The organism is Roseateles sp. (assembly GCF_046300915.1).
Lineage (GTDB): Bacteria > Pseudomonadota > Gammaproteobacteria > Burkholderiales > Burkholderiaceae_C > Kinneretia.
In genome coordinates this window covers 1-4238 of sequence record NZ_JBKCLH010000018.1, presented here as the reverse complement: position 1 = coordinate 4238, position 4238 = coordinate 1, and the positions used below count along the sequence as shown (strand labels likewise).

The 4238-nt window shown below is 71.0% G+C and carries 1 protein-coding gene; it reads left to right on the top strand.

Going from position 1 to position 4238, the window contains the following annotated elements:
* A partial coding sequence (locus tag ACK5F2_RS01190) for a beta strand repeat-containing protein (protein ID WP_409862189.1) occupies positions 1 to 4238 on the top strand: 4238 nt, incomplete at both ends.

Here is a 4238-nt window from a genome sequence, read left to right as displayed (position 1 = left end):
GCGTGCTGCTGAGCGCCCAGTCCGCCGCACCCGGCCTGGCCGCGGCCATCAACCAAAGCGGCACCGTGCGGGCCAACAGCCTGTCCGAACGCAATGGCGAGATCTGGCTGGACGGCGGTCGCGGCAGCGTGGAGCTGAGTGGCCAGACCCTGGCCCAGGGCCAGGCCGGCGGCCTCACGGGCGGCAAGTTCGGGGCCACGGCCGACACGCTCAAGATCAGTGGCCGGGTTGATGCCTCGGGCCAGGCCGGCGGCGGCACGGTGCTGCTGGGCGGCGGCGTGCAGGGCAAGGATGCCACGGTGCGCGAGGCGCGCAGCGTGCTGCTTGAGGCCGGCAGCCAGGTGGCGGCCGACGGCGGCAGCGGCCGCGGCGGCACCGTCGTGGCCTGGTCCGGCGAGCACACCGTCACCCGCGGCGCGCTCAGCGCGCGCGGCGAGGCCGGCGGCGGCTTCATCGAGACCTCCAGCCGCGGCCGCATGGACGTGGGCGGCAGCGTGATCACCGGCGCGGGTGGCACTTGGCTGACCGACCCCACCGACTTCGTGCTGGACAGCAGCAACAAGGCCACTTACGAGGGCTTTCTGAACACCGGCGGCACGGTCAATATCGACGCCGACAACAGCATCACCATCAAGGACGACCTGGCCAAGACCTCCGGCCCGGATGCCACGCTGAACTTCCGCAGCAACGGCAACATCGTCCAGGACGCCGGCAAGTCCATCTCCTCGCAGACCGGCAAGCTGAACATCAGCTTCTGGGGCAGCCTGGCCAATGAGAGCAACTATGTCGGCGGCAGCGTGCTGCTGGGCGGCTCGCTCTCCAGCAATGGCGGCAGCGTCAACTTCTACAAGCCCACCACCCTGGCCAGCACCGCACCGGTCTCGACCAAGCTGCTGGGCGTGAGCTCGGGCGCGGCCGGCAACATCACCTTCCACCGCGACGTCACCCTCGCCTCGCCCACCCTGGCCGTCAACCTCAGCACCCAGGGTGCCCAGAGCGGCTCCACCTATGTGGGCACGGGCGGCGCCATCGAGTTCAAGGGCAAGATCGAGTCCGGCGTGGTCGGCTCCATCGGCAGCCTGGTGCCGCAAGGCCTGACCCTGGACAGCACGGGCACCGTGCCCGGCGCCATCACCCTGCGCGACAGCGTGGGCAGCGTGGCCAAGCCCCTGGCCCGTCTGACCCTCACCGGCCCCATGCAGATCGCGCTGGAGGCCGCCGAGATCAATCTGCGCGCCACCTCGGGCGATGTGCTGACCGCCTCCTCCACCCTGGGCACACCCACCCTGGTGCTGGGCGCGGCCAACACCGATATCCGCGTCACCGGCGGCACGGTCAACGGCATCACCGGCTATGCCGACTACAAGCAGGAGACCTTCCATATCGGCGTCAAGGACGCCAGCGCGCGCGGCCTCACCATCACCGCCGACCGCTCGATCAAGATCAAGAACAGCCAGATCGACGGCGTGACGAATGCCGGCGGCAACAAGCTGGATGTGCGGCTGAATGCCTACCAGGCCGATGCCGCCGGTGGCGGTGCCATCCACCTGAACAATGCCCAGATCCGCTCCAACGGCGGCCTGGTGGCCCTGGGCGGCAGCGGCACGGCCGCGGCCGGCGCGGCCGGGGGCACGTCGGCCGATCCGGACGGCAATACCGACGGCATCCAGATCTTCAACAGCCAGATCGCCACGGCCGGCGGCGCGCTGAGCCTGGCCGCACGCGCGCCGGACTCCCTGGCCGCGGGCGCCGGCATCCATGTCTTCGGTCTTTCCACCCTGGACAGCGGCAGCGGCGCGATGAGCCTGAATGCGGCGGTCAAGAACGCCTCCACCGCCGGCAACAAGGACGCGGTGGTGATCGGCGAGGGCAGCTCCTCCCAGGTCTCCCTGCTGGCCTCGGGTGGCGGCACGATCAGCATCCAGGGCGATGCCAGCGCCGTGGGCAATGTCACCTCGGGCTCGCGCTACAACGGCGTGATCATCTCGCAGGGCGCCCTGGTGCAGACCGAGGCCGGCAAGATCACGGTGCAGGGCAAGGGCGGCGGCGGCAATGACTTTGTCTCCGACCAGAACCATGGCGTGCGCCTGGACACGGCCAAGACCCGCCTGCTCTCGAGCAGCGGTGACATCAGCATCGGTGGTGTCAGCGGTGGCAAGGTCGGCTCGGTGGGCATCTTCAGCGCCGGCAACGAGATCTATCTGGGCCGCATGGGCGCGGGCAGCAATACCGGCCATATCGAGCTGGTCGCGGACAGCATGTTCCTGAGCAACAGCTCGGCGACCCGCTTGCAGGCCGCCAGCGGCGGCGAGCTGCGCCTGCGCAGCTGGAGCGACAACCGCAACATCAGCCTGGGGGCCACCGACATCAACGACCTGAACGGCGCGCTGGCCCTGGGCAGCACCTGGTTCAGCGGCGCCAATGCGGTGTTCCAGCCGGGCTTTGCCAATATCACCATCGGCGAGGCCGGCATGAGCCCGGTGGCCAGCCGCGGCCAGCTCAGCGTGGACGGCGCCACCACGGTGCGCGACCACCTGAACCTGGCCATGCAGGGCGCCGGCGGCAAGGTGCAGCTCAATGCCGCGCTGAGCGTGCAGGGCGCGGGCGCCTCCGGCACCGAGCGCACCCTTTCGCTGCGCGTGGCCGACGGTGCACGCAGCAGCGAGACCGGCCTGCTGAGCGTGGACAAGCTGCATCTGATCGGCGCGGGCGAGTTCAAGCTGATCGCCCCCAATCTGATCAACACCGTGGCCGGCACCGGCCTGAACGGCGCCGTGACCCTGAAGAACGCCCAGGCCCTGCTGGTCGGCGCCGTGGGCTCCACCAGCCGCGGCGTGGCCAGCGGCCCGGCCCAGGGCCTGTCCACCACGGCCGGCCAGGACATCAGCCTGACCACCAGCGCCGGCCATCTGCGTCAGGAGCGCAATATCGAGGCCGGCAGCGGCGCGGTGAGCCTGACGGCCCAGGCCGGTTCGGTGCTGCAAAGCGGCAGCGCCATCGTCCGGGCGGACCGCTTGGCCGTGGCCTCGCAGACCAGCTCGTCCCTGCTGAATGCCAACGAGGTGCGCGGCTTGGCCGCCCAGCTCAGCGGCACCGAGGCGAACTTGAGCCTGCGCAGCACCGGCGCGCTCAACCTCGAAAGCGTGGCCGGCCTGAACGGCGTGATCGTGCCGGGCACCCTGTGGCTGCAGGCCGAGGGCGGCGCCCTGACCCAGAGCCAGGCCGTGGCCGCGCGCAGCGCGGCCCTGCAGGCCGCGGGCGACATCGTGCTGACCCAGCGCAACGCCGCCGGGGCGGCCAACCGCATCGGCACCCTGGCCGCGCGCACCGGCAATGGCGATTTGAAGCTGCTCAATGCCATCGGCATGACCGTGGGCGCAGCGGGCACCGCGGATGCCGGTGCCACCCTGGCCGGCATCGATGTGGGCCAGCGCGGCGTGCGCGTGGAAGCCAGCAGCGGCAATCTGGTGCTGGCCAACAGCATCAAGGCCGGCAGCAATGCCACGGTCAGCCTGCAGGCCAGCCAGGGCGCGATCAACCAGCTGGGCAGCGCCGGCGCCACCGAGAGCCGCGCCCCCATCATCACGGCCGGCGCCCTGCTGCTCTCGGCCGTCGACAGCGCCTCGCTGATGAACGAGAACGAGGTCGGCCGACTGGCCGCTGAAGTGGGCGGCAGCGCCAAGGACCTGAGCTTCGTCGGCCGCCGCGGCGTGCTCTTCGACGCGGTCAGCGATATCGAGGGCCGCACCCTGCGCGGTCTGAATGTCAGCGGCAAGGCCTGGGTCGAGGCGCGCGAAGGCGATATCCGCCAGACCGAGGCGGTCAAGGCCGACGCCCTGGGCCTGAAGGCCAGCGGCGAAATCGCCCTGGCCCTGAACCAGGGCGGCGTGGCCGCCAACCAGATCGCCAATCTGGCGGCGCGCGCCGGCACCGGCAGCATCCATGTGGTCTCGCGCAGCGCCATGCAGGTCAGCGCCGTGGGCACGGCCGCCAGCCAGGCCGTCAACGGCCAGGCCCTGGTGGGCGTGGCCAGCAATGAGCGCGACATCACCCTGCGCAGCACGCAGGGCGAGCTGGTGCTGGGCCAGTCGGTCAGCGCCGGCCGGGCCGTGCTGAGCCTGGAGGCGGCACAGGGCGTGCGCCAGCTGGGCGGCGCGATCCAGGCCGATGGCCTGCGCGTGCTGGCCGGCGGTGCCATCGATCTGCAGCAGGCTCAGAACCAGGTGCGTGTGCTGGCC